18 protein-coding genes are annotated in these 24,804 nt (G+C 38.0%); all 18 read left to right on the top strand.

The window, feature by feature from the left end; all coding sequences use genetic code 11:
* The first annotated feature begins 4 nt into the window (after window positions 1–4).
* The 18 genes from BM102_RS03670 to BM102_RS03585 all read left to right on the top strand — a co-directional run bounded on the left by BM102_RS03670 (window position 5) and on the right by BM102_RS03585 (window position 24,762).
* On the top strand, window positions 5–733 hold the full coding sequence (locus tag BM102_RS03670) for a YebC/PmpR family DNA-binding transcriptional regulator (RefSeq protein ID WP_033154067.1): 729 nt from the start codon (window positions 5–7) through the stop codon (window positions 731–733).
* Between the two features lie 24 nt (window positions 734–757).
* Window positions 758–2,206 carry a glycogen synthase gene (locus tag BM102_RS03665; protein WP_044934336.1) on the top strand — a complete coding sequence of 483 codons (1,449 nt, stop codon included), beginning with the start codon at window positions 758–760 and terminating at the stop codon, window positions 2,204–2,206.
* Window positions 2,207–2,269: 63 nt separating this feature from the next.
* Complete coding sequence (locus BM102_RS03660; RefSeq protein ID WP_242942897.1) at window positions 2,270–5,029, top strand: FtsK/SpoIIIE family DNA translocase; 2,760 nt, start codon at window positions 2,270–2,272, stop codon at window positions 5,027–5,029.
* A gap of 16 nt (window positions 5,030–5,045) precedes the next feature.
* Window positions 5,046–6,716: a formate--tetrahydrofolate ligase gene (locus tag BM102_RS03655; RefSeq protein WP_044934337.1), complete on the top strand. Its 1,671-nt coding sequence runs from the start codon at window positions 5,046–5,048 to the stop codon at window positions 6,714–6,716.
* Window position 6,717: 1 nt separating this feature from the next.
* The gene (locus BM102_RS03650; protein ID WP_090479006.1) at window positions 6,718–7,692 is read left to right on the top strand and encodes a tetratricopeptide repeat protein; all 975 of its coding nucleotides are present in this window, start codon (window positions 6,718–6,720) and stop codon (window positions 7,690–7,692) included.
* 179 nt (window positions 7,693–7,871) lie between these two features.
* The gene (rlmH, locus tag BM102_RS03645; RefSeq protein WP_044934340.1) at window positions 7,872–8,351 is read left to right on the top strand and encodes a 23S rRNA (pseudouridine(1915)-N(3))-methyltransferase RlmH; all 480 of its coding nucleotides are present in this window, start codon (window positions 7,872–7,874) and stop codon (window positions 8,349–8,351) included.
* Between the two features lie 27 nt (window positions 8,352–8,378).
* Complete coding sequence (locus BM102_RS03640) at window positions 8,379–9,683, top strand: pyrimidine-nucleoside phosphorylase (protein WP_090393987.1); 1,305 nt, start codon at window positions 8,379–8,381, stop codon at window positions 9,681–9,683.
* A gap of 1 nt (window position 9,684) precedes the next feature.
* Window positions 9,685–10,671, top strand: a complete 987-nt coding sequence (locus tag BM102_RS03635; protein WP_044934344.1) for a PhoH family protein — start codon at window positions 9,685–9,687, stop codon at window positions 10,669–10,671.
* A complete protein-coding gene (locus BM102_RS03630; RefSeq protein ID WP_090479003.1) occupies window positions 10,671–11,864 on the top strand; it encodes an HD domain-containing protein in 1,194 nt (397 codons plus the stop codon). Before BM102_RS03635 ends, BM102_RS03630 begins: the two co-directional genes overlap by 1 nt.
* A complete protein-coding gene (ybeY, locus tag BM102_RS03625) occupies window positions 11,861–12,358 on the top strand; it encodes an rRNA maturation RNase YbeY (RefSeq protein WP_090479000.1) in 498 nt (165 codons plus the stop codon). Before BM102_RS03630 ends, ybeY begins: the two co-directional genes overlap by 4 nt.
* A 20-nt stretch (window positions 12,359–12,378) precedes the next feature.
* A complete protein-coding gene (locus BM102_RS03620; RefSeq protein ID WP_044934349.1) occupies window positions 12,379–13,512 on the top strand; it encodes a DUF3048 domain-containing protein in 1,134 nt (377 codons plus the stop codon).
* 7 nt (window positions 13,513–13,519) lie between these two features.
* Window positions 13,520–15,202: a putative polysaccharide biosynthesis protein gene (locus tag BM102_RS03615; RefSeq protein ID WP_090478997.1), complete on the top strand. Its 1,683-nt coding sequence runs from the start codon at window positions 13,520–13,522 to the stop codon at window positions 15,200–15,202.
* A 4-nt stretch (window positions 15,203–15,206) separates the two neighbouring features.
* Entirely contained in the window at window positions 15,207–16,421 is a 1,215-nt protein-coding gene (locus BM102_RS03610) for an aminoacetone oxidase family FAD-binding enzyme (protein WP_090478994.1), read from the top strand.
* Window positions 16,418–18,004, top strand: a complete 1,587-nt coding sequence (locus BM102_RS03605; protein ID WP_090478991.1) for an NAD(P)/FAD-dependent oxidoreductase — start codon at window positions 16,418–16,420, stop codon at window positions 18,002–18,004. The genes BM102_RS03610 and BM102_RS03605 overlap by 4 nt, the downstream gene beginning before the upstream one ends.
* A 36-nt stretch (window positions 18,005–18,040) precedes the next feature.
* Entirely contained in the window at window positions 18,041–20,632 is a 2,592-nt protein-coding gene (mutS, locus tag BM102_RS03600; RefSeq protein WP_090479079.1) for a DNA mismatch repair protein MutS, read from the top strand.
* On the top strand, window positions 20,632–22,536 hold the full coding sequence (gene mutL, locus BM102_RS03595) for a DNA mismatch repair endonuclease MutL (RefSeq protein WP_090478985.1): 1,905 nt from the start codon (window positions 20,632–20,634) through the stop codon (window positions 22,534–22,536). The genes mutS and mutL overlap by 1 nt, the downstream gene beginning before the upstream one ends.
* Window positions 22,536–23,483: a tRNA (adenosine(37)-N6)-dimethylallyltransferase MiaA gene (gene miaA / locus BM102_RS03590; RefSeq protein ID WP_090478981.1), complete on the top strand. Its 948-nt coding sequence runs from the start codon at window positions 22,536–22,538 to the stop codon at window positions 23,481–23,483. The genes mutL and miaA overlap by 1 nt, the downstream gene beginning before the upstream one ends.
* The gene (locus BM102_RS03585; RefSeq protein ID WP_090478978.1) at window positions 23,476–24,762 is read left to right on the top strand and encodes a methionine gamma-lyase family protein; all 1,287 of its coding nucleotides are present in this window, start codon (window positions 23,476–23,478) and stop codon (window positions 24,760–24,762) included. Before miaA ends, BM102_RS03585 begins: the two co-directional genes overlap by 8 nt.
* Window positions 24,763–24,804: the final 42 nt, after the last annotated feature.

Raw genomic sequence — 24,804 nt, 5'->3', positions numbered from 1 at the left:
TTTTATGTCAGGACATTCAAAGTTCGCAAATATTAAGCACAAAAAAGAAAAGAATGATGCTGCAAAGGGTAAGATTTTTACAATAATTGGTCGTGAGATCGCTGTAGCAGTTAAGGAAGGCGGCCCAGACCCTAATAATAATTCTAAGCTTCGTGATGTTATCGCTAAGGCTAAGGCTAACAACGTACCAAATGCAACAATTGAAAATGGTATCAAGAAGGCTGCTGGTAACGCAGATGCTGTAAATTACGAGTCTGTTACATACGAAGGATATGGTCCTAACGGTACAGCTATTATCGTTGATTGCCTTACAGACAACCGTAACCGTACAGCTGCTAACGTTCGTTCAGCATTTACAAAGGGCGGCGGAAGCATCGGTACACCAGGTTGCGTATCTTTCATGTTTGATAATAAGGGTCAGATTATCGTTTCTAAAGAGGATTGCTCTATGGAAGCTGATGATCTTATGATGATTGCACTTGATGCAGGTGCAGAAGATTTCTCTGAGGAAGAGGATTGCTTCGAAATCTATACAGCTCCAGAGGATTTCTCAGCAGTTAGAGAAGCTCTTGAGGCTGAAAACATTCCTATGGCTGATGCTGAGGTTACAATGATTCCTCAGACATACGTTGATCTTACAGATGAGCAGGATCTCTACAAAATCAACAAGATTCTTGATCTTCTTGATGATGACGATGATGTTCAGAACGTATATCACAACTGGAATGAATAAATAAAAATTGAGGGGTTTATAATTATGAATAAGATACTTTTCGCTGCCAGCGAGTGCGTACCATTTGTCAAAACCGGCGGATTGGCAGATGTTTGTGGAGCACTTCCTAAGGAATTCTCAAAGGAGTACTTTGATGTAAGGGTGGTTTTGCCATACTACACATTTATTCCAGAGAAATATAAGAAGGACTTCAAGTTTTTAACTAGCTTCCAAATGAACATGGGACCACTTGTAGGTACTAGATATGTTGGCGTTTTTGAATATGAGTTAGATGGGGTTACTTACTACTTCATCGATAATCATGATTATTTCGATTGTTTCTATCCTTATTCTGAGGATAGATGGGATCTTGAAAAGTTTATATTCTTTGATAAGGCTGTTTTATCAATGCTTCCACTTATCGGATTCCAGCCAAATCTTATTCATTGTCATGATTGGCAGACTGGTTTTATTCCTGTTTATTTAAAGAATGATTTCCAGGGAGACCAGTTCTTCTGGGGAATGAAATCAGTCATGACTATTCACAATCTTAAGTTCCAGGGTATGTGGGACACTAAGACAGTAGCTGGTATTTCGGGCTTGTCTATGAATTTATTTACTCCAGATAAGCTTGAATACAAAAAATGCGGAAATATGCTTAAAGGTGGTCTTGTTTATGCAGACTATATCACAACAGTTTCTGCAACCTACTGTGACGAGATTCAGACTCCATACTATGGAGAGGGGCTAGATGGCTTGCTTCGTGCTCGCCATTACGACATGCAGGGCATTGTTAATGGTATTGATAACGATGTATATGATCCTGCTAAGGACTCTAAAATCTACAAAAACTTTGATGTTTCTACATTCCGTAAAAACAAAAAGGTTAATAAGGCAAAGCTTCAGGCTGATTTAGGTCTTGAGGTTGACCCTAAGAAATATATGATCGGCCTTATTTCTAGACTTACAGATCAAAAAGGCCTTGATCTTATCAATTATTGCATTGAAGGAATAGTTGATGATTTTACTCAGCTTGTTGTTATTGGAACAGGCGAGTCAAAGTACGAGAATATGTTCAGGCATTATGCATGGAAGTATCCAGAGAAGATTTCTGCTAACATTTGTTATGACGACAATCTTGCTCACAAGCTTTATGCGGCAGCGGACGCATTTTTGATGCCTTCAAGATTCGAGCCATGTGGCTTGACACAGCTTATTTCATTTAGATACGGAACAGTTCCAATTGTTCGTGAGACTGGTGGTCTTAGCGATACAGTTGAAGCTTTTGATGAGTACAAAAAGACAGGAGATGGCTTCTCATTTGCAAATTACAACGGTGATGAGCTTCTTAACACTGTAAATTACAGTAAGTTTGTATTTTTCGATAAAAAGACTCAGTGGAATAAAATGGTTGAGCGTGGCATGAACAAGAACTATTCTTGGGCTGTACAAAAAGAAAAATACGAAAATATTTACAACTATTTGATAGGTTAACAAATAGTAATTTACAAAAGAGAATAGCTTGACTATTCTCTTTTGATTGTAAGAGGTTATATATTGGCAACAAAAGGGACGAATAATTCTAAAAGAAAATCAAATAATTCCCGCAGAAACACTACTAAAAAAAGCAACAACAAATCTACTTCCACAAGAGCTAAAAAGGCTTCTATGGAGGTTGAATTTGAGGACCCATTTTTCGAGGATTCTTCAAAGGAAATTATCCTTTGGGGGTCTTTAGTGCTGTGCATTTTGCTTTGCATTAGCAATTTTGGGCTTGGCGGAGTTGTAGGTAATGCCATTGCCGATTTCTTATTTGGTATTTTTGGCATTATTCAGTTTATCTTGCCTTTTATGGTTGCTTTTTCTGCATTTTTCATTATTTCTAATTATGGTAATAAGGTGGCAGTGGCAAAAGTAATTGCTGGCTCTGTTCTCCTTATATTTATTAGCGTATTTGTGGAGCTTATCATCCATGGGCAGGATGTATTAGGGCCACTTTCTACATTTGAATATTCAAGGGATAACCACAATGGTGGTGGCCTTTTAGGTGGCGCCATCGTTTTTGGAATATATGATAGCTTCGGTTTGTTTGGAGCTTACTTAATAGACATTATTGCGATGGTTGTTTCTACAATCATCATTATTGAGCGTTTCGCTTTCGATAGAGTGCAGCAATCATCTAGATATCATGCTGATAGGGCAGCTGCTAAAAGACGTGCTAGAAGAGAACGTCAGCTTATGGAGCGTGAAGCAAATCAGACTAGATATAATTCTGACCGTCAGGCTATTATTGATAAAATTAACGAGGAAAAAGCTCTCGAGCTTGAGCAGATGAATCAAAAGGGTGGTTCAAGAAGAGAAAGAAAGCATTCCGGCGTTACTACAAACACAACACTTATGCCAGATTTCTCAGAAGCATCATTGTCTGCTGATGGTGTTAACGAAATCAAGATAAACATGGCTGAAGGAGAGTCTGATGTAGAAATTACAAATACAAGCAGGCATCGCCTTCGTTCCGGAGATAAAAAGTCTAAGAGTACACATTCTTTCAAGAATGTTACACCTCTTGTGGCTACAAACGAAACAGCTACATTTATTGAGCCTGAGCAGCCAGTAGTGGTTGAGCCAAAGGTTGCTGTTGCACCTAAGCCAGTGGAGCCTGTTATTAATACTCCAGCTCCTACACCTGCTCCAGAGCCTACACCAGAGCCAGAAGCAGTTGTGGAACCAGTGACTTCTACGAGAAAGCCTAAGCCATCGGCTTCTACTCAGGCAGAAATCGAAGATTCTTCAGAGTCTCTTAGAGCTTCTATTGAATCAGATAAAAAGAAACCTAAGAAGCCATTTAAGCTTCCACCAATTTCATTACTTAAGGACGCTAAAAAGGGTGCAGGAGATTCTAGAGAGTATCTTCAGGAGATGGCTGGAAAGCTACAGCGTACTCTTGGTAATTTTGGTGTTCAGGCTAATGTTACTGAGGTTACTTTGGGACCATCAGTCACTCGCTATGAGCTTGAAATCGCAGAGGGTACTAGAGTATCAAAGGTTGTAAACCTTTCTGATGATATTAAGCTTAATATGGCTGTTACCGACGTTCGTATAGAAGCCCCAATTCCTGGCAAATCTGCTATTGGTATTGAGGTTCCAAATAAAGAAAAGACAATGGTTTCTTTCAAAGAGCTTGTATCTTCGAAAGAATTCAAGAATGCTAAGTCAAAGATTTCCTTCTGCGTTGGAAAGGATATTTCAGGTAGCGTAGTTGTTGGAAATATTGAAAAGATGCCTCACCTTCTTATTGCAGGTGCTACAGGTTCTGGTAAATCAGTATGTATCAATACTATCATCATGAGTATTCTTTATCATGCCACACCTGATGAGGTTAAGATGATAATGGTTGATCCAAAGATGGTAGAGCTTTCTGTATACAATGGAATTCCTCACCTTCTTTTACCTGTTATTACTGACGCTAAAAAGGCGGCAGGAGCTCTTCATTGGGCTGTAAAGGAAATGACAGATAGATACGAGCTTTTGGCAGCGGCAGGAGTGCGTAATATCGAAGGATTCAATGAAAAAGTTGATTCTGATGCTTTGCCTGAGTCTATACCAGAGGAAAAGCGTGTGAGAATGTCACAGCTTGTTATTATTCTGGATGAGGTTGCGGACCTTATGATGGTTGCCGCAGCTGATGTAGAAGATTCAATTGTTAGATTGGCTCAGCTTGCCAGAGCAGCAGGTATTCACTTGATTATCGCTACACAGAAGCCTACTGTTAATGTTATTACTGGTCTTATCAAGGCCAATGTTCCTTCAAGAATTGCTTTCTCTGTTTCATCTGGAACAGATTCACGAGTTATTCTTGATATGAATGGTGCTGAGGATTTGCTTGGAAATGGTGATATGCTTTATGCTCCACAAAATCTTTCTAAGCCTATTCGTGTACAGGGTGCCTTTGTCAGTGATGATGAAGTTAGTGCAGTAGTGGATTTCCTTAAAAATAATAACGAAAATGCAGAATACGATTCGAATATAGAGGCTCAAATTCAAAACTCTGAGACTGGATCTGGTTCAGTGTCAATCTCTGGAGAACCTGACAATTCTAGAGATCAACTATTCAATGAAGCAGGTCGTCTTGTTATAGAAAATCAAAAGGGTTCTATTGGCTATCTTCAAAGAAACTTTAGGATAGGCTTTAATAGGGCGGCACGTATCATGGATCAGCTTGCGGAAGCAGGCGTTGTTGGTCCTGAAATGGGTACTAAACCTAGAGAAATACGCATGTCCATTTCAGAGTTTGAAGAACTAATAAAAGCAAATTAAAAGGGAGTCATTTCAAATGAAGTCAGACATTCAAATCGCTCAGGAAGCACAAATGGTCAATATCAAGGAGGTAGCAGCTTCACTTGATATTAGGGAGGATGATTTAGAGTTTTATGGAAAATATAAGGCTAAATTATCCGATGAATTGTTATCCGAAATTCAGGGTAATAAAGACGGCAAGCTTGTGCTTGTAACTGCAATCAATCCAACACCAGCTGGAGAAGGCAAAACAACAACTTCTGTTGGTTTAGGTGAGGCAATGGGAGTCCTTGGTAAGAAGGCATGTCTTGCCCTTAGAGAGCCTTCACTTGGACCTTGCTTTGGTATCAAAGGTGGTGCCGCAGGTGGTGGATATGCTCAGGTTGTTCCAATGGAAGACTTGAACCTTCACTTTACTGGTGATTTTCATGCTATAACATCTGCAAATAATTTGCTTGCAGCTATGCTTGATAATCACATTCAGCAGGGTAATTCACTAGGAATTGATCCTAGACAGATTGTATGGAAGCGATGTCTTGATATGAATGACAGAGCCCTTAGAAATATTGTCGTAGGTCTTGGAGCAAAGGCTGACGGAATGGTTCGAGAGGATCATTTTGTTATTACAGTAGCCTCTGAAATCATGGCTATTCTTTGCCTTGCAAACGACATGAAAGATTTGAAAGAGCGACTTGGAAGAATCATTGTTGCTTATAGTTTTGACGGAAAGCCTGTTACTGCTAATGATTTACAGGCTACAGGTGCTATGGCAGCTTTGCTTAAGGATGCCTTAAAGCCAAATATGATTCAGACACTTGAGCACACACCAGCTATAGTTCATGGTGGCCCATTTGCAAATATTGCACATGGATGCAACTCTGTTAGAGCTACTAAGGCTTCAATGAAGCTTGCGGATATCACAATTACAGAGGCTGGTTTCGGTGCTGATCTTGGTGCTGAAAAGTTCTTTGATATTAAATGTAGAATGGCAGGTTTGAAGCCTGATGCTGTTGTTTTAGTAGCAACTGTTCGTGCTTTAAAATATAATGGTGGTGTTCCTAAAACAGAGCTTACTACAGAAAACTTAGATGCTTTAAAGAAGGGTATTGTTAACCTTGAAAAGCATATTGAAAACCTTCAGAAATATAATGTACCAGTAGTAGTTACTCTTAACTCATTTATTACTGATACAGAAGCAGAAACTAACTTCGTTAGAGAATTTTGCGAGTCTCGTGGATGTGAATTTGCTCTTTCTGAGGTTTGGGAGAAAGGTGGACAAGGCGGCGTAGAGCTTGCAAAGAAGGTTCTTTATGTTCTAGAAAATAAAGAAAGCAATTTCAAGCCACTTTACGATGATTCACTTTCGCTTAAAGATAAAATTAAAACCGTTGCAACAGAGATTTACGGCGCAAAGGATGTGGCATACTCAGCTGCAGCTGAACGCGAATTAAAGAGAATAGAAGAACTTGGAATGGGAGATTTCCCAGTATGTATGGCAAAGACTCAGTATTCATTATCTGATGATGCTACTAAGCTTGGCCGTCCAACAGATTTCACTTTAAATGTTCGCGAAGTATATGCTTCAGCTGGCGCAGGTTTTGTAGTTGCTGTAACAGGAAGCATTATGACAATGCCAGGCCTTCCAAAGCAGCCAGCAGCCAACAATATCGATGTTACTGACGATGGAGTAATTACAGGATTGTTCTAAAATGAAATGTAAAAAATGTGGAGCTGAAATTGAAAATGGTCTTATGTACTGCCCATCATGTGGGGAGTCTATTCAGCTTGTGCCTGATTACAATGTTTTAGAAGAAGAATTACTTTCAAAAGTTGTAGAAGATAAAAATAAATCAAAGGATGAAAAGTTTGCTACAGGTGTTTATCAGATTCAAGAGGAAGCACCTGCTACAAACACACCATCAAAGCCTCAGCAGCAAGCAAAGTCGGAGCCGAAAGTTTTTACAAAAAAGATAAAGGCTTTTCTTTTGGTAGCGTGCTTGCTTGTTGCCATAATAGGTGTTTGTATGTTTATTCCTTACATGGGTACGCATACTTATGACAATATTATGAATCAAGCAGTGGATGCAGAATCTAATGAGCAATATGCAAAGGCTTTAGGTTACTATGAAGAGGCATATGAAATCGACCCTACATCATTCGAGGTTATTTATGGTTTGGGGCGTATGTATTACATGGTTAAGGATTATGATGACGCTATAGAGATGCTTTATCTTGCACTGGATAACGATCCTACCAATAAAAAGATATATACATATCTTCTCAATGCTTTATACGCAAATGGTGATATGGATGGAATTTCAGCTTTGCTGGAAACATCACCTAATGATGAAATTACAGAGATGATTAATTCATATTTTCTTTCAGCACCTACATTCAACTTAGCTGGAGGCAATTATGAAGAGGATCTTCTTATCCAGATTACCGTTAGCGGAGATTATAAAATCTTTTACACCTTGAATGGTAAAAGCCCAATTACAACAGGCAAACAATACACTAAACCAATACCTTTGACTGAAGGTACTACTGAGATAAAGGCTGTAGCACAAAATGATGCAGGCGAATACTCTGATATTGTTAGTGCTACATACACTATTACTTACCCAGAAGTTGAGGAACCAGAAGAAAGTACGGGAGAGGATGTGACAATTGATGTTACTAACTAATTTATGTTTAACAGAATGTTCACAAGATTTCCGAATTTTTTACATAATTAATTAGTATCATTACATCATCTCATTAAGAGATACATTTTTCATAACATTATTCTCCCTTTGAAAGACACGTCACCGCAGGCGTGTCTTTTATGTTGTCTAAATCATTCAAATGGGCTAAAATATAACCTATGAATGTTAAAATTCTATGCGTAGGTAAAATCAAAGAAAAATTCTTTAGAGATGCAATTTCAGAGTACTCAAAGAGGCTCTCGAAATACTGCAATTTAGAGATAATAGAGGTCTCTGATGAAAAGACATCAGAGAATGCATCTGATACTGAAATATCACTTGTAAAATCCAAAGAAGGCGAAAGAATTTTAAAGCACATTAAAGAAAAAGATTTTGTTATAGCTCTTGCAATACTTGGAAAGCAACTGGATTCTGTTGCTTTTTCTAAATATATAGAGAATCTTGGAATCTCTGGACACAGCAGTATAGCTTTCGTTATAGGTGGCTCTTTGGGGCTTTCTGATGAAGTTATGAAGCGTAGTGATTATCAAATTTCTTTTTCTGAGATGACTTTCCCTCACCAATTAATGCGCGTGGTTTTACTTGAGCAGATATATCGGGGAATGCGAATTATGAATAACGAGCCTTATCACAAATAGGCAATAAATATAAGGGGTTTTGTAACTATGAGAATGTACGACTTAATTGAAAAAAAGAAACTTGGAGAGGAGCTTTCTACCCAGGAGATTTATCATATTGTTAATGGATATACAAATGGTGAGATACCTGATTATCAGATTTCTGCACTTCTTATGGCTATCTATTTTAGAGGCATGAATGTTAGAGAACGCTATGATCTTACTATGGCTATGCGTGATTCTGGCGATATTCTTGATTTGTCTTCAATCGACGGTGTTAAAATTGATAAACACTCTACAGGTGGTGTTGGCGATAAGGTTACACTTGTCCTTGGCCCAATCATAGCATCTATTGGTGTGCCTGTTGCAAAGATGAGTGGTAGAGGCCTTGGCCATACTGGTGGCACAATCGATAAGCTTGAAGCTTTTCCTGGATTCAATGGAGCTCTTTCTGAGGAGGCCTTTATTAATCAGGTAAACAATATAAAAATAGCTGTTACTGGTCAGTCTAAAAATCTTGCTCCTGCAGATAAAAAGCTTTATGCGCTTAGAGATGTTACAGCCACAGTTGATGAGATTTCTCTTATCACAGGTTCTATCATGTCTAAAAAGCTTGCTGCCGGTACAGATGCTATCGTTCTTGATGTTACAGTTGGCGATGGCGCCTTCATGAAGACAAAGGAAAAGGCATTAGAGCTTGCAAAATCTATGGTTGATATTGGTAAGCGCGCAGACAAGAAAATCGCTGCAGTTCTTACAAATATGGATGAGCCACTTGGTTTTGCAGTAGGAAACAATCTCGAAGTTATTGAAGCAATCAATGCCTTAAAGGGAAATGGTCCAGAGGACTTAATGGAAGTTGTTTATGAGCTTGGTTCTCAGATGATTGTTTTCTCAGAAATTGAGACTGATAAAGCTAAAGCTAGAAAGCTTATGGAAAATGCAGTAGCAGATGGTAGTGCATTTAACAAATTTGTTGAGTTCATTCAGGCACAAGGTGGCGATTCAAGCTTTGCAACTGATATTAGTAAATTTGAGCCTGCTAAATATGTAGTGCCAGTTGAGGCTCAGTCTGATGGATATGTTCACGCATTGAAAGCAGAGGCATTTGGTCTTGCTTCTATGTCTCTTGGCGGAGGTCGCGAGACATTCGAAGATGTCATCGATATGGCTGTTGGTATTGTTCTCAACAAAAAGGTTGGGGATGAAATCAAAAAGGGCGAGCCTATCTGCTATATCCATGCAAATGATGAGAGCAAAATCAAAAATGCTATGGAGATGATTAACTCAGCTACAGTTATTGCTCCAGAAAAATGTAACCACATGGACTTGATTATCGATATTGTTGAATAAAATGAGCGATTTTTCTTTAAGTATTAGTATTCCGGCTGAGCACATCGACAATATTTTTGGCCAGTTTGATAAAAATATCAAAACCATAGAAAAGGGTATGGGAATTTCCTTTATTCTTAGGGATGATGTTATCAAAGTAGTAGGTGAAAAATCCCATGTTGAACATGGAATCGTTGTTGTGGATGAGCTTTTATCCCTTTCAAAAAAGGGCAGTATTATTACTACACAGGATGTTAATTATATTATGTCAATTGAGCAGGAAAAAATAGAAAATCATGATGTTTCAGAAGCTAGAGGCGAAATAATTTGCCATACAACCACAGGTAAGCCTGTAGCTCCTAAGACACTAGGACAAAAGAAATATGTAGATGCAATCACCAACAACATGATTGTATTTGGCGTGGGCCCAGCAGGTACTGGTAAAACATATCTTGCTATGGCAAAGGCTATTACAGCCTTTAAAAACGAGGAGGTTTCTAGAATCATTCTTACTCGTCCAGCTATTGAGGCGGGAGAGAAGCTAGGTTTCCTTCCAGGAGATTTACAAAGCAAGGTCGACCCTTATCTTAGACCATTATATGATGCTCTGTATCAGATAATGGGTGCTGAAGCATTTCAGCGCAACATGGAAAAGGGACTTATAGAAGTAGCTCCTCTTGCTTATATGAGAGGCCGTACTTTGGATAATGCCTTTATCATTTTGGATGAGGCACAAAATACTACGCCAGCCCAAATGAAAATGTTCCTTACAAGAATTGGTTTCGGTTCAAAGGCTGTAATCACAGGTGATAAGACTCAGAAGGATTTACCTACAGGGGTTAAATCAGGCCTTGATGATGCCATGGCAGTTTTAAAGAACATTGATGACATAAAGATTTGCAATCTTGATGCGAAGGACGTTGTTAGACATCCACTTGTTCAAAAGATTGTAAATGCGTATGAAGTACACGACAAAAAATTACAAAGCAAAAATAAAAAGGCGAAATAATGAAATGGACTAATCGTTTTTCCACTACAAGATTATTGTATGCAATAGGCATGGCGTTTGTTTTTATTATTGCCAACACTTTAATGTGTTCATTTGCCTCTGTACTTATGGACAAATATATTTGCTTAGTTGCAATTAATATTTGTTTCTTTTGCTTACAGTTTTTACTTATCATCAGAAGACGCTTAGAGCAAAAGCTTCCAGAAAAAAACTATATATCCTACGGAAAAATGACATTCGTAATTTTAGTAGAATGGGTTTTGGTTATTGCTATGTCGTTGTGGGCACCTGATTTTTTTGCTCCATTCATAGTGCTTCCGATTATTGCCAGTAGTGTTTTTGAGGATAGTCTTTCAAATGCGTTCAGTCTTTATTTGGTGGTGCTTACATCTCTTTGCTGGGATTACAATAGTTACACTATTCTTTGTTATATTACGCTGATTCTTTTTGGCGGTGTGCTATCCGCATTTCTTAGAAAAGGAGAGACACTTCAAAAGTTGTATGCGCTAATTATGGTTTTTGCAATTACAACACTAGTGTCTATAGTTTTTTATTACTTTAATTATCTTGAGTTATCATTTTCAGTGTTATTTTATGGCTTGATTGATGGCGTGGTGGCATGTTTAATTATAGCGGCTATCTTCCCTGTAATTAGCAGATTCGTGGATAGAGAACAGGTACTGATATACGACTCCTTCTTGGATCCGGATTACACTCTATGCAATGAAATCCGCAAGCTATCCTACATCGAATACCAGCATGCAATGAGACTTTCACGATTATCTAGAAAGTGTGCCGCAGCAATTAATGCCAACGAAAATCTTGCTGCTTGCGCAGGACTATATTATCGCCTTGGCAAAATCGAGGGTGAGCCAATGATTGATAACGCAATCAAAATTGCAAACAATCATTGTTTTCCAGCTGAGGTTATTCAAATCCTGGCTGAGTATGGCGGAATAGTTATTTTGCCTAGCTCAAAAGAATCAGCCATTGTTCATATGGTGGATTCAGTTGTTACAAAGGTAGAGCTTTTTGATTCTGATTCAATGAGCAGTAGTTGGAATCAAAATATGGTTATATATCAAACTATTAATGAGCTTTCACAAAAAGGCTTCTACGACAACTCAGGACTGACCATGAATCAGTTCTTGAAGATTCGTGAGATTTTAGCAAATGAGGATATTTTAGCATGACAATTTTAATGGAAAGCGAAACAGAAGTTGATTTCGACTTCGATTACGAGAAAGTTGCAAAAGATGTGGTGAATACTGCTTTGGATTATATGGAATTTCCTTTTGAAACCGAAGTAAGCATCACTCTTACAGACAACGAAGGTATACAGGTAATCAATAAAGAATTCAGAGGTATTGATTCACCTACCGATGTATTATCATTCCCAATGATTGAGTATGAAAATCCTGGTGATTTTTCAAAAATAGAAGAGAATGATGATTTATTTAACCCTGAGACAGGAGAAGTAATTCTTGGAGATATAGTTCTTAATATTCCTCGTATTCATGCGCAAGCAGAGGAATATCAACATTCAAATCTCAGAGAGTATGCTTTTCTTATAGCCCATAGTATGTTACATTTAATGGGGTTTGATCACATGACAGAGGATGAAGCTTCTGTTATGGAACAAAAACAAAGGGAGATATTAAACATACTAAATATTTCTCGAGATTAATGAAAAGGAGACACTAATCTATGAAAAAACAATTAGTATCCGCATTGCTTGTTTTGACTATGTGCACATCATTGATTGCCTGCGGCAAAGATGAAGCAGACGATACAGCGGCTGATGATGCAGCAAGCAATACAGCACAGGAGGTAGTTGAACCAGTTGATGATTCTGCAGCTTTTTGGGATCAGGTTTCAGAAGATGGCAAGGTTCGAAGCTACTTAACTGGAGATTGGGTTGATGCTGAGTATGGCAGACAGCGCCCAGTTGCAGTCATGATTGAGAACACAAAGGCATGTTTACCACAGTATGGTATTGGTAATGCTGGTGTTATCTATGAGTGTGTTGTTGAAGGTGGAATCACACGTATGATGGCTATCTTTGATGATTATTCAGGATTAGACCAGATTGGTAATATCCGTAGTTCACGTCCTTATTACGTATATTTTGCTAGTGAGTATGATGCTATTTACATGCATGCAGGTGGTAACCCAGCAGCATTTGAGCTTATCGATGACAAGAATCTTGTAGACAACATCAATGCTCTTACAGTAGAAGGTACAAAGGGTAAGGCAGCTGCTTTCAGAACAGGTAAGGGTGAGCACACTCTTTACACAAATTCTGATGGTATTGATATTGGTATTGAAAAGCTTGGATATGACACAGAGCTTCCAGCCAACTATGAGCCTCACTTCACATTTGCTGCTGATGGTAATGACCTTTCTAGCGGTGAAGATTGCCAGGCTATCCAGCTTTACTACTATACAAACAAGCCTTATTGGATTTACAACGAGGATGATGGTTTATATTACAGATACGAGTTCAATCAGAAGCAGGTTGATGCAATTACTGGTGAACAGCTTACAGCTAAGAACATTATTATCCAGAATGTAGAGTGGTGGACATATGAAGGATCTCAGTATCTTGGATACCTTCTTTCATACAACACAGGTACTGGTAAGTACATCTCTAATGGAAAGATGATTGATATTGTCTGGTCAAAAGATGGTGATACTGATATCACACATTATTATGACTTAAACTCAGGCGAAGAAATTCAGCTTAATGTTGGTGTAACTTGGATTCAGGCTTGCCAGCAGGATTACACAGATGAAACTGTATACTATGCAGATAAATCAGAATTTAGTAAGGCAAATTAATTAGTTTATGAATGCTAAAAAAAGGCGTAGCGATACCGGCTTTTTAATGCAGGGATCAATTCTTGCTATGGCTTCAATTATCAGTCGTATTGTGGGACTCATTTACAGAGTCCCACTTACGGCTACTATTGGAAAGACAGGAAATGATTACTACGGTACCGCTTATGAAATTTACAACATAATATTACTTATATCTTCTTATAGCATACCTCTCGCGGTATCAAAGCTAGTTTCAGCGAGAATAGCCAAAGGGCACATTAAGGACGCAACTAAGGTTTTACATGGCGCCCTTCTTTTTGCGTTTATAAGTGGTGGTATTGCATCCATAATTGTATTCTTTGGAGCAGAGTTCTTTACAGGTACTGTTTTAAAGACACCTCTTGCGGCTATTGCTTTAAAGGTTTTGGCGCCTACATTACTTGTAGTTGCTATTCTTGGTGTATTTAGAGGCTTTTTCCAGGGCCTTGGCACAATGATTCCAAGTGCTATTTCTCAGATAGGAGAGCAGTTGGTTAACGCTGTTGTTTCTGTAGTGGCAGCAACTATATTATTCAGCTACGGAAAAAAGGTTGGCGGTGTTTTAGGTAATGTTTCAGATTATGCAGCTGCTTTTGGTGCGGCTGGTGGAACACTTGGAACATCTACAGGTGCTTTGTTTGCTCTTTGTTTCATTATTTTCATTTTCTTTGCTTTCAAGAAGGTCCTTAAGAGAATGGTAAAGAAGGATAGACATAAGCATTTTGAAACCTTTGGGGATATTTTACCAGTTTTAATTATGACAATAATCCCTGTACTGCTTAGTACAACGGTTTACAATATAAGCTCTATAATAGATCAGGGTATTTTCAAAAATCTTGCTTTGTTGCAGGGCTATGATTCAAAGGTTACCAGTGAATCATGGGGTGTGTTCACTGGTCAGTATAAGGTTCTTATAAATGTACCTTTAGCAATTGCATCTTCAATGGCTGCATCTACAGTTCCTAGTTTGACTGCTGCATTTAATTCTAATGACAAAGATGTAGTTAAAAGACAGATTAACGCAGCTAATAGATTTGTTATGGTGATTGCTTTCCCATGTGCTGTAGGACTTATGGTACTTGCTTCGCCAATTATGCTTTTGTTATTCAATGATGCTGAAAGCTCATCAGCATTAATGCTTATTATTGGTGGATGCTCAGTTGTTTTCTATTCCCTTTCAACTCTTTCCAATGGAATTCTTCAGGGAATTGATAAAATGACTATTCCTGTAAAAAATGCGCTTATTGCACTTGTTGCTCATGTGGCACTTTTGTTTGTATTGATGGAAGTATTTAAATTACACATCTATGCTGTAATCATTGCTAATGCTTTTTATGCACTTATGATGTGCTTCCTTAATCAATCTGCAGTACTTAGATTCTCTGGAGCAAGGATTGATGTTAAAAAAGTTGTACTTGCGCCACTTGAAGCATCAGCTCTTATGGGACTAGTTGTTTATCTCGTTTATCATATGCTTGATGCCATTTTAGTTATTGGTATGTCAGAAAAGGTAGCAAACCTTTTTGCATGTGTTATTTCTATAGTTGTTGGAGCGGTAGTCTACTTTGTTGCTATGCTTCTCTTTAAAGGTATAGATGAGGAAACACTATTAAAATTCCCTGGTGGAACAAGACTTTGTCAGATAGCATATAATTTACATTTGTTGAGGTAGTTTTATGAATACAGATGAAAAGGTATATGATGTTTGTATAATAGGTGCCGGATTTTCAGGACTTGTTCTCGCAATCAAACTTGCGAGAGCAGGTCTTTTGGTCTGTTTAGTGGAATTAAATCGTATGGTTGGCAGAAGAATTTTATCTACTGGCAATGGCCGATGCAACTTCACAAACAGTAGAATGGGGGCTCAGTATTATTACAGCAATCACAGCCTTGATTTTATTTCAGATAATCATAATGATTTACGCCAATTTCTTAATGAATTAGGTGTATACGACAAGGATTTGGATGGATATTATTATCCAATTACAAATCAAGCTAAGACAGTTAGAGAAGCACTTGAAAATGAAATTGGTTTTCTTGGAATCGATGTTCTTCTTGATAATAGAGTTACAGAAGTTTCAAAAGCAGATTTATTTAAAGTTACTACCACTAGAACTATCGTAAATGCGAAGAAGGTTTGCGTTGCTTCAGGTGGACTTGCTGCTGCAACTCTTGGTTCTTCTAAAATCGGTTATAAAATAGCACAAAGCTTTAAAATGAAAACAACTAAGCTTTCGCCAGCCCTTGTTGGTGTTAAATCTTCAAGCCAGTGCTTAAAAGAATTAGCTGGAGTGAGAGCTACAGGTGTAGTTTCTTACAAGGATTACAGTTGTGAGGGTGAAATCCAATTCAATAAAGATAGCGTTTCAGGATACCCAATCATGTGCATTAGCCGTTTCATCGGCTTTGATGAACTGGATAAAAAGCTATCGGATATACGAATTGATTTTATTCCTTATCTTTCAGCAGAACAATTGAAGGATGAGCTAACTAAAAGATTTAATCGTAATCCAAAAGCTACAATTTTGACTGCGTTGGTTGGTCTTTGTAATGAAAAAGCTATTGAACAGGTGGTTAGTTATTCTCGAATTTATGGTGACACCACTGTTGATCGCTTAGACGAAGAGGATTTAGAGAATCTTGTTTACTTCTTCAAGAGTTTCACAATCTCTGTAGATGGAACAAAGGGATTCGACAGTGCTCAGGTCACTGCAGGAGGTGTTGATTTATCAGAAATCGATACTTCTTCAATGGAATCACTAAAGTGTAAAGGTTTGTATTTTACAGGTGAAGTGTTGGACGTAGATGGAATATGCGGAGGCTACAATCTCAACTGGGCATATACATCTGCTGATATTGCATCTAAATCGATTATAAAGGAATTACAATGATTAGAATTGATCAAGTTAAAGTAGAGGTATCAGGACAAGAAGCTGATTTAAAACAGATTGTTGCTAAGAAGTTAAAAGTCAGCGAAGGTGAAATCAAGTCTTTAGAGATTTTAAAGAAGTCTGTAGATGCCAGAAAAAAGCCAATTATTTACTTCGTATATTCGATAATTGTTGAATTATCAAATGATAATGAAAAGAGAATATTGGCTAAATTTAAAAAAGATAACAATATAAATAGCTATGTTCCTAAGGCTTACAATATGCCAAAAGCATCAGATTGGACTGGCGATAGACCTATTGTAATAGGTGCTGGACCTGCTGGATTATTTGCAGCATATATTCTTGCTTTAAACAACCTTAATCCTATAGTTTTTGAACGAGGAAAAAAGGTTGATGAAAGAACAGCTGATGTTGTTAAATTCTGGGAGACTGGAATTCTTGATACCACATCTAATGTACAGTTTGGCGAGGGCGGTGCCGGAACATTTTCAGACGGCAAGCTAAACACCCTTGTAAATGACAAATTGGGACGTAACAAATTCGTTCTGGATACATTTGTCAAGTTTGGAGCCAATAGCAATATTTTATATGATTACAAACCTCATATCGGCACTGATGTTTTAAAGAATGTTATTGCCAATATGAGAGAGGAAATCATTAGGCTTGGCGGTGAGTTTTACTTTGGTACAGCTGTTGATGAATTTATTATTGAAAATGAGAAAATCATTGGTGTAAAAGCTGGTGATAAAACATACAAATCAAGTCATGTGATTCTTGCAGTAGGACATAGTGCAAGAGATACATTCAAAATTCTTCATGAATCAGGCATTTATATGGAGGCAAAGGATTTTGCTGTTGGATTTAGAATCGAGCATCCTCAGGAGATGATTTCTCGCAGTATGTATGCAGATGGCTACAAAAACCTTGAGCCTGCACCATACAAGCTTGCTACTAATCTTGATAATGGCCGTGGCGTTTATTCATTCTGTATGTGTCCAGGTGGCTTTGTAGTTAATTCTTCATCTGAGGAAAACAGGCTTGTTGTTAATGGTATGAGCTATTCAAAGCGTGATAGCAAAAATGCCAACAGCGCCATTGTCGTATCAGTTGGTGGGCGAGAGTTTGATAAAACAAATCCTCTTGCAGGCGTAGAATATCAGCGCACCCTTGAAGAAAAAGCATTTAGCTTGTGCAATGGAAAAATTCCACAGCAGCTGCTTGGAGATTTTAAACTAAAGAAATTGTCTTCTAGCTTCGGTGATTTCTCTTCTGAAACAAAGGGGCAGACAGCATTTGGATTGCTATCTGATATATTTTCTCAGGAAATTTACCAGTCTGTTATTGACGGCATAGGTGTTTTTGGGACTAAAATAAAAGGGTTCGATAGAGATGATGCGATTTTCTCTGGTGTTGAAAGTAGAACTTCTTCTCCAGTAAGAATTAGTCGTGATGAATTCTATCAGGCTAACATAAAAGGTCTATATCCTTGCGGAGAGGGTGCAGGCTATGCAGGTGGTATAACATCTGCTGCAATGGACGGAATGAAAGTTGCAGAGGCTGTTATATCCAACATGAATTTATAAGAATAGGTGGGATAATAATTGGCTGAATACACTCCAATGATGCAGGAGTATCTTAAAACAAAAGCGGAATATGAAGATTGTATCTTGTTTTACCGTCTAGGTGATTTTTATGAGATGTTTTTCGAGGACGCAAAGACTGCATCTAGAGAACTTGAATTAACACTTACAGGAAAGTCTTGCGGAGCAGAAGAACGTGCACCTATGTGCGGCGTTCCTTTCCATGCTGCAGACACATATATTAATCGCTTGGTTGCAAAGGGCTATAAAGTTGCAATTTGTGAGCAGGTGGAGGACCCAAAGGAAGCAAAGGGGCTCGTTAAAAGAGAAGTAATTAGAGTAGTTACTCCTGGTACAAACATTGATCAGCTTGCACTAGAAGAAGGAAGCAACAATTACATCATGTCTTTGTATTATACAAAGGGTGTGATTGGTATTGCCTGCTGCGATGTTTCTACTGCAGATTTCTATTTAACTGAAGTTAATGAGACTAGAAAGCTTACAGATGAGCTTTACAGATTCACTCCAGCTGAAATAATCTACAGCAAATCAATCTATGAATCAGGAATCGATATTACTGATTATGCGGATAAATTAAATATTGCTCTTACTCAGCTTGACGAATCTTATTTTGATGATACTTTAAGCACACGTGAGCTTTTGAATCATTTTAAAGCTCATTCTTTAGAGGGCTTAGGTTTAATTGATTTTTCTGTTGGCAAGGTATCTGCTGGCTCATTATTACTTTACTTAAAAGAGACACAGAAATCAGAGCTTACACATTTAACACATATCACTCCATATACAGATGGTAAGTTTATGCTGATTGACAGCTCTACTCGCAGAAATCTTGAATTGACTGAGACAATGCGAGATAAACAAAAGCGTGGATCACTTCTATGGGTTTTGGATAAAACTAAAACTGCCATGGGTGCAAGACAGCTTAAGAGCTTTATTGAACAGCCACTTGTATCGGTAGATGAAATCATTAAAAGACAGGATGCTATCGAAGATATTAATGGTTCTTTAATTGACAGAGAAGAGCTCAGAGAATATCTTTCATCAGTTTATGATTTAGAGCGTCTTATTACTAAAATCACATATCAATCAGCAAATCCAAGAGATTTGATAGCATTTAAGCAATCTATCGGCATGCTTGCTCCAATCAAAACATTACTTGATGGCTTTCATTCACATCTAATCAGAGATTTAAATGCAAGTATCGATGATCTGAAGGATTTATATGTGCTCATTGATAATGCTATTGCGGAGGAGCCTCCAATCAGCTCACGTGATGGCGATATTATTAAGACTGGATACAACGAAGAAGTAGACAGACTTCGTTCTGCTAAGATAGATGGCAAACAGTGGCTTGCTGAGCTTGAAGCAAAAGAGCGTGATAAAACAGGTATTAAAAATCTAAAGATAAAGTTCAACAAGGTTTTTGGATTTTATCTTGAGGTTACAAATTCATATAAGGATTTGGTTCCTGATTATTACGTAAGAAAGCAGACTCTTACAAATGCTGAGCGTTACTATACTCCAGAGCTTAAAGAGCTGGAAGATAGCATTTTAGGAGCTGAGGATAGATTAAATACTATCGAGTATGAGTTCTTCAAAGCAGTCAGAGATACAATTGCTGGCGAGGTAGATAGAATTCAAATCAGCGCAAAGGCAATCGCAACACTTGATGCAATTATTTCACTTGCTGTTGTTGCTGAAAAGAATCACTATGTGAGACCGGTAATTAATAATCGTGGAGTATTAGATATCAAGGAAGGCCGTCATCCTGTTGTTGAACAGATGATTAATGCCGACCAGTTCATATCTAACGATTGTTATTTGGATCAGGATTCCAACACCATTGCAATTATTACAGGCCCTAATATGGCTGGTAAATCTACATACATGAGACAGGTTGCACTTATTGTGCTTATGGCTCAAATCGGTAGCTTCGTTCCAGCTACTAGCGCAACAATTGGTGTTGTAGATAGAATCTTTACCAGAGTAGGTGCATCAGATGATTTATCAACTGGTCAGTCTACATTCATGGTAGAGATGAATGAAGTGGCTAATATTTTGCATAATGCTACTAGCAAATCACTTTTGATTCTTGATGAGATAGGCCGTGGAACTTCCACATATGATGGACTTTCAATTGCATGGTCTGTTGTTGAACATGTGGCTTACAATATTGGTGCAAAAACTTTATTTGCAACACATTACCACGAGCTTACAGAATTGGAAGGTCAGATAAAAGGAGTACATAATTACTGCATCGCAGTACAGGAAATGGGAGAGGATATTATATTCCTTAGAAAAATCATTTCTGGCGGCGCAGATCAAAGTTACGGTATACAGGTAGCCAGACTGGCAGGCTTACCTGAGGAGGTGCTTTCAAGGGCACGTACAATCGTAGATTCTTTAAATGAAAATGATATTGCTGCAGTTTCGGATAAGATTGCTCTGCAGGAAAAATTCGAAGAAAAGCTCAAAGAAGCTACAGGATTAGAGATTTCTGAATCTGAGGCACAGATAATTACAGAGCTAAAGAATCTTGATGTTACAAAGATAACTCCCCTTGAAGCTATGAACATATTGTTTGAGTATCACAATAAGGTGAAAGAATAATGGGAAAAATTAATTTACTTAGCCAGGAAACTATTGACAAAATCGCAGCAGGAGAGGTTGTTGAAAGACCTGCTTCTGTTGCAAAAGAGCTTATTGAAAACAGTATTGATGCTGGAGCAACAGCTATTTCTGTTGAGATAAAGGGCGGAGGAATTGAATATCTTCGTATAACCGATAATGGTTCTGGAATTGATAAGGATCAAATTCAAATCGCTTTTTTACGTCACTCTACCAGCAAAATCGAAGATGCTGCTGATTTAGCTAATGTTAGATCATTGGGATTTAGAGGAGAGGCTTTATCCAGCATTTCTGCTGTAGCTAAAGTCGAGCTTATTACAAAAACTAAGGACTCTCTACTTGGTGCATCCTACATTATCGAAGGCGCAAAGGAAGTATCTCTTACAGATATTGGAGCCCCTAATGGCACTACATTTATTATCAGACAGCTGTTCTTTAACACACCAGCTAGAAAGAAGTTTTTGAAGTCTGAAAGCACTGAAGGAAGCTATGTATTTGATGTTGTTGAGCATTTGGCTTTATCCCATCCAGAGATTTCATTTAAGTTCTTGCTTAACGGCAAAGAAAAGCTTATGACTTCAGGTAATGGTGTGCTTTCAGATACCATATATCAGATTTATGGACGTCAGATAGCATCCAATGTTTTGGAGATAAATTACAAAGATGAGAGAGTTTCAATCAACGGCTTTATTGGAAAATCAGTTATTGCCAGAGGAAATCGAGCTTTCGAGCATTTCTTTGTAAATAATAGATATATCAAAAGCAATAATCTTTCCAGGGCTTGTGAGGAAGGTTATTACGGCTTTCTAATGGGACATCAGTATCCGTTCTTTGTTATTAATATTAATTTCGAAGATGGCGCTGTAGATGTTAATGTACATCCAACAAAGCAGGAAGTTCGATTTGAGGATGAAGCATTTATTCTTGAGATTCTAACTAAAGTTATAAATGACCGACTTAGAAAAAGAGAAGATGTCCTTGAAGCTCATATTGATGAGCCAAAAGCATCAGCTCCTGCGCCTGTAATTGAAACATATACAGAGTTTGTTTCTAAGCCAGCTGTAGAACAGGAATCAGATTCATCTTCATATGAAGTCTCTAATGATTCTGTGTCAGAAAAGGAGCCAGAGATTATCCCTCCTGTGAAGGTAAAGCTTCCTGAACCATTTGAAAGGGACAGACTTGAAAAGATAAAAGCTCAGGTTACAAGTCAAATTCGACAGGACACACCTTACGAAAAGAAATTTGCTGAGAACAATCTAGACAAAACAAAGTACGAGCAGATTAGCTTTCTTAAGCAGGAAGCTGTCAAAGAACACAAGATAATCGGCCAGGTATTTGATACATATTGGATTATTGAATATGATAAAAATATGTATATCATAGACCAGCATGCTGCTCATGAGAAAGTTCTTTTTGAAAAGACAATGGCTCGTCTCAAAAACAATGAAATGACATCTCAGATGGTTAGCCCACCAGTTATTATTTCATTGTCACCTCAGGATGTTCTTTTGTTTGAAAACTATCATGAGGCTTTTGAGAAGCTTGGATTTAGAGTGGAATCCTTTGGAGGAAATGAGCTTGCTATCAATGGAGTTCCAGGTAACCTATTAAATCTGGATCCAAAGACATTTTTCCTTGAGATTCTTTCAGATTGTGAAAGCTTCAAGGCATCAGATTCATTTGACATGATAGTTGAGAGAGTAGCATCAATGTCTTGTAAGGCTGCTGTAAAGGGAAATAACAGGCTTTCTATTCCGGAGATTAAAACCCTAATCGATGATTTATTAAAGCTTGATAATCCATATCATTGCCCTCATGGTAGACCTACAATGATTTCGTTTTCAGAATATGAATTAGCAAAGAAATTTAAAAGGATTGTTTAATGGATAAATTAGTAATCTTAACTGGACCAACTGCGGTCGGCAAAACTTCACTATCAATTAATCTCGCCAAGGCTATAAATGGCGAGATTATTTCTGCTGACAGCATGCAGGTTTATAGAAAAATGGATATAGGTACAGCGAAGGTTACACCTGAAGAAATGGACGGGGTTCCACATCATTTGATTGATGTGATTGAGCCTACTGAGGATTATCACGTTGTAAAGTTTCAGCAAATGGTAAAGGATGCCATGGCAGATATTTATTCCAGAGGCAAAATACCTATCATTTGCGGAGGAACTGGATTTTACATACAAGCGATTTTGTATGATATTGATTTTACAGAAAACGATATCGATAAATCCTACCGTCAGTCCCTAGAAGATTTTGCTGATAAGTATGGAAATGATGCTTTGCATGAAAAGCTTAAGGAAATTGATCCTGAGTCGGCAGAAACTATTCCTGCTGCAAACAGAAAAAGAGTGATTAGAGCTATTGAGTATTATGAGCAGACAGGTGAAAAGTTCTCTGTTCACAATGCTACTCAAAGAGAAAAAACTAGCCCTTATAACTTTGCTTATTTTGTATTAAATGACGATAGGGAATTGCTATATAATCGAATTAATAAAAGAGTTGATATAATGATGAAGGATGGCTTGTTATCCGAAATCGATAGCCTACTTGCTATGGGCGTCAAAAAGGGTATGACTTCCATGGATGGAATTGGTTACAAAGAATTATTGTCTTACAAGGATGGCGAGATATCTTTAGATGAGGCAGTAGAGCTTATCAAAAAGAACTCTAGAAACTACGCCAAGCGTCAACTCACTTGGTTTAGAAGAGAAAAAGAAGTCATTTGGCTTGATAAAACAGTTTATACGACAAGTGATGCTTTACTTGAAAAGATTTTAACTTGTTTGAAAGAGAAAGGAATTATAGAAAGTGTTTAGTATTTATAAGGATTTTGGTATTTCTAAAGAAGTTTATGATTACGGTGAGGAGATTCTAAAAGGTCTTAAAGACAGATTCGAGGAAATCGATAAAACAGCAGAGTTCAATCAGCTTAAGGTTCTTAAGGCTATGCAGGAACACAAGGTTGCAGCTGAGTGCTTTAACACATCAACTGGATACGGTTATGATGATGTTGGGCGTGATACATTGGAAAAGGTGTATGCATCAGTTTTTAAAACAGAGGATGCTCTTGTTCGTCCACAGATTACATGTGGTACACATGCCCTTGCACTTGCATTAATGAGTAATCTTAGACCAGGTGATGAACTACTTTCACCTGTTGGAAAGCCATACGATACACTTGAAGAGGTAATTGGAATTCGTCCTTCAAACGGTTCTTTAGCTGAGTATGGCATTACATATGCACAGGTTGATTTGCTTGAAGATGGCGGATTTGACTACGATGGAATCAAAGCAGCTATTAATGAAAATACAAAGCTTGTAACTATTCAGCGTTCTAAGGGATATGCAAATCGTCCTACATTATCAGTTTCACAAATCGGAGAGCTTATTTCATTCATCAAAGGTATTAAGCCAGATGTTGTCTGCATGGTAGATAATTGCTACGGAGAATTTGTTGAGAGAATCGAGCCAACAGAGGTTGGTGCTGATATGTGCGTAGGTTCTCTTATCAAGAATCCAGGCGGCGGACTTGCTCCTATTGGAGGATATATCGTAGGAACTAAGGAATGCGTTGAAAATGCTGCCCACAGATTAACTTCCCCAGGTCTTGGAAAGGAAGTTGGTGCCTCACTTGGAATTATGCAGTCATTCTATCAGGGATTCTTCCTTGCACCTACAGTTGTTGCTGGTGCTTTAAAGGGTGCTATTTTCGCAGCAAATGTATATGAGAAGCTTGGATTCCTTTGCGTTCCTAATTCTACAGAATCAAGACATGATATTATTCAGGCTGTTTCATTCCTTAAGCCGGAAGGACTTATTGCTTTCTGCGAGGGAATTCAGGCAGCTGCTCCTGTTGATTCATACGTTACTCCTGAGCCTTGGGATATGCCTGGTTACGATAGCAAAGTTATCATGGCAGCAGGTGCATTTGTTCAGGGGTCATCAATTGAATTATCAGCAGACGGCCCACTTCGTGACCCATATACAGCCTTCTTCCAGGGCGGCCTTACATGGAATCATGCTAAGCTTGGTATACTTAATTCACTCCAAAAACTAGTGGATGCTTGCCTTGTGATGAAGTCTCAACTGTGTTAAAATTTTTAGGATGTTTTATATAAAAATATATACGGAGGAAAA

This window comes from Pseudobutyrivibrio sp. JW11 (assembly GCF_900115355.1).
Taxonomy (GTDB): Bacteria; Bacillota; Clostridia; order Lachnospirales; family Lachnospiraceae; genus Pseudobutyrivibrio; species Pseudobutyrivibrio ruminis.
Note: the sequence above shows the minus strand (reverse complement) of the source record. Positions and strands in the feature narration are given on the sequence as shown.

Coding starts and splice junctions, on each gene's coding strand:
- rlmH (WP_044934340.1), top strand. CDS start 7,872: ATGAATGTTAAAATTCTATGCGTAGGTAAAATCAAAGAAAAATTCTTT.
- BM102_RS03610 (WP_090478994.1), top strand. CDS start 15,207: ATGAATACAGATGAAAAGGTATATGATGTTTGTATAATAGGTGCCGGA.
- miaA (WP_090478981.1), top strand. CDS start 22,536: ATGGATAAATTAGTAATCTTAACTGGACCAACTGCGGTCGGCAAAACT.
- BM102_RS03630 (WP_090479003.1), top strand. CDS start 10,671: ATGAAATGGACTAATCGTTTTTCCACTACAAGATTATTGTATGCAATA.
- mutS (WP_090479079.1), top strand. CDS start 18,041: ATGATGCAGGAGTATCTTAAAACAAAAGCGGAATATGAAGATTGTATC.
- BM102_RS03670 (WP_033154067.1), top strand. CDS start 5: ATGTCAGGACATTCAAAGTTCGCAAATATTAAGCACAAAAAAGAAAAG.
- BM102_RS03620 (WP_044934349.1), top strand. CDS start 12,379: ATGAAAAAACAATTAGTATCCGCATTGCTTGTTTTGACTATGTGCACA.
- ybeY (WP_090479000.1), top strand. CDS start 11,861: ATGACAATTTTAATGGAAAGCGAAACAGAAGTTGATTTCGACTTCGAT.
- BM102_RS03655 (WP_044934337.1), top strand. CDS start 5,046: ATGAAGTCAGACATTCAAATCGCTCAGGAAGCACAAATGGTCAATATC.
- BM102_RS03650 (WP_090479006.1), top strand. CDS start 6,718: ATGAAATGTAAAAAATGTGGAGCTGAAATTGAAAATGGTCTTATGTAC.
- BM102_RS03635 (WP_044934344.1), top strand. CDS start 9,685: ATGAGCGATTTTTCTTTAAGTATTAGTATTCCGGCTGAGCACATCGAC.
- BM102_RS03615 (WP_090478997.1), top strand. CDS start 13,520: ATGAATGCTAAAAAAAGGCGTAGCGATACCGGCTTTTTAATGCAGGGA.
- BM102_RS03665 (WP_044934336.1), top strand. CDS start 758: ATGAATAAGATACTTTTCGCTGCCAGCGAGTGCGTACCATTTGTCAAA.
- BM102_RS03605 (WP_090478991.1), top strand. CDS start 16,418: ATGATTAGAATTGATCAAGTTAAAGTAGAGGTATCAGGACAAGAAGCT.
- BM102_RS03640 (WP_090393987.1), top strand. CDS start 8,379: ATGAGAATGTACGACTTAATTGAAAAAAAGAAACTTGGAGAGGAGCTT.
- mutL (WP_090478985.1), top strand. CDS start 20,632: ATGGGAAAAATTAATTTACTTAGCCAGGAAACTATTGACAAAATCGCA.